Source organism: Anaerosporobacter sp. (assembly GCF_965301125.1).
Window position 1 is genome coordinate 1 of sequence record NZ_CBDLAM010000345.1, and the last position, 2,147, is coordinate 2,147.

At 31.3% G+C, this 2,147-nt stretch carries 3 protein-coding genes; all 3 read left to right on the forward strand.

Annotated elements, in window-relative coordinates; translation table 11 throughout:
- Positions 1–137 precede the first annotated feature (137 nt).
- The 3 genes from ACW2QF_RS19740 to ACW2QF_RS19750 are packed head-to-tail and all read left to right on the forward strand — an operon-like array spanning position 138 to position 1,786.
- Positions 138–887, forward strand: coding sequence for a hypothetical protein (locus ACW2QF_RS19740; protein WP_455717726.1), 750 nt, complete (start codon positions 138–140; stop codon positions 885–887).
- On the forward strand, positions 877–1,332 hold the full coding sequence (locus ACW2QF_RS19745; protein ID WP_455717727.1) for a DUF5085 family protein: 456 nt from the start codon (positions 877–879) through the stop codon (positions 1,330–1,332). Before ACW2QF_RS19740 ends, ACW2QF_RS19745 begins: the two co-directional genes overlap by 11 nt.
- On the forward strand, positions 1,325–1,786 hold the full coding sequence (locus ACW2QF_RS19750) for a DUF5085 family protein (protein ID WP_455717728.1): 462 nt from the start codon (positions 1,325–1,327) through the stop codon (positions 1,784–1,786). Before ACW2QF_RS19745 ends, ACW2QF_RS19750 begins: the two co-directional genes overlap by 8 nt.
- Positions 1,787–2,147 lie beyond the last annotated feature (361 nt).

A 2,147-nucleotide genomic window follows, 5' to 3' on the forward strand; every position in this document is an offset into this window, starting at 1 on the left:
TGCTAACGGATGAAGCATCAGTAGATGAATATAAGAAACAGCTTATGAAATATATCATGGATAAGAAGAAGGGGTAGAAGATTATCCATAGAGTTATGTAAGGATATTGCTAAGGGAGTGGTAAAAGGAGGAAATCAGTGGATGATATATTTAAAAGGGTCAATAAAAAGTACCATTATAGATTAAAATATATAATTGCTTTATGCATAGCTATTGCTTCTACTATATTTATGGGGATGATTGTAATTTCTGTATTATTTTTAAATACAGATATCGTTGTTGAGGATGAGGGAATCGGTTTTCTTATTTTAATATTGATTCTAGCACTCTATTTGAGATGGTTTTGTAAAAACTGGAGAAGTTCAAATCGAAGCATATGTCAGTATTATGATATTGATCCTCAGCAGATAAAGCAAATGATAGAAAAAGAAACTTTTTATGATTGTGTTAAAGAGAAGATTCCTAATTATCTTTATCAAGAGTCTCAAAATTATTACATGATGTGTGGAAAGTTTATCGCAAAAGAATCAGTATTAAGTGTGCAATTTGGAACTGTAGGAGGTGCTGGAGGAAAAGGACAAGAAGCAAATATTTATAAATTTATTTTGTGCAACGGAACAAGAGTATCGGTTAAAACACCATATCGTATAATGCTATTAGGAAAAGTATCCCCTAATTTTTATGATGATTCAGTAAAACGTGGATATTGGTCTACATTTGCAGGTACAAGAAGGTCATGGATTCGATCATTCTATAAACAATGGGTATCGGAGGGAAATCAACCGATTTCTTTGCTAACGGATGAAGCATCAGTAGATGAATATAAGAAACAGCTTATGAAATATATTATCGGAAAGAAGAGAGGAAGGATAGAAGATGGCTATTAAAAGAGTTCCATTTACTATGAAGAATGTAATTTACTTTCAAAAAAAAGGATTAATAAAAGATTGGGAAGATGAGATGTTAGAACTTCGTAAAAGTGTGATAAAGAGCGAAATCTATCCAATTGGACCTTTAATTTATCAAGTGGAAGAGTCAGAATCTGAGAATACATATACCATTTATCTTCCTGTAAATCAGAAGGTGAAAATGCCTGAAGATTGTCCATATCATTTTATGGAGACACTTTCTATCCCGGACGGGTTAAGCATCCGACATGCAGATGTAGAAGATGACATTCACATCACTTGCGAATTTTTAGACGCATTTGCAAAATCCAATGGATTAGTATTGGGTTCACAGTTCTATTACATCGTTCTTCCTGTGTTTGGTGGATCGGTAATTGATATTTATGTTCCGATTACGGAAGATGGGATGGTGGAAAATGATTAGATTAATGGATTCAATTCGCTATCAGAATGTGGTAGCAAAAAACTATTATTTTCACTATTCCAATATGATCGAGGTTTTGGAAGATTTCTATACGATGTTAGAAGAAAATCATCTGCATCCGAAAGGATCGTTGTTCTATGCGATGCACAATATTCCACTTGATGAAAACATGGAGACTACTTTCTTTATGCCAATTCGTGAATATGAAATCCCAGATATAAAAAACGTTACCTTCTATTCTTACTATGATATCGAAGAGATGGTGTCAACCATTGTCTACGAAGATCCTATGACACATATGGAGGAAGGATACGGACGTCTAGTTTACTATATGAAAAAGAATAATTTAAAGCAGGTAACTCCGATCTATCATGTGATTAAGGGGGATAAGCAATTTCCTTATGTGGAAATAAAGATAGGGTATGATATTATTAGAGGAGAAATCATTCCGTAAATCATTTAATAATGCATGATTACTAAATTAATTATTTTGATTGTCAAAGTATTATCACGATTTTTGAATATAGAATTTATAAAAAAGGTTTATATAGTTGCATTTTGCATTTAGATAAACCTTTTTGTATATTAATTAAAATTAACTGACATTTTTAGCTGCAATTAGTTAATTAAATATCAAATTTGCATAATAAAACCAAAAGTGCTACAATTATACTAGTAACAAAAAAATACAACACAATTATAAAGTGTAATACTTTAATGATAAGAATCATGGATTATGGAGGTAAATCATGAATTTAAAATTACAAAAGAGATTAAAAATCTATATTTACGGAGAATGTAAAGATGCTTGTGAT

Bases quoted from the DNA above. Each gene is read 5' to 3' on its own strand.
- ACW2QF_RS19745 (WP_455717727.1), top strand. From the start codon at position 877: ATGGCTATTAAAAGAGTTCCATTTACTATGAAGAATGTAATTTACTTT.
- ACW2QF_RS19750 (WP_455717728.1), top strand. From the start codon at position 1,325: ATGATTAGATTAATGGATTCAATTCGCTATCAGAATGTGGTAGCAAAA.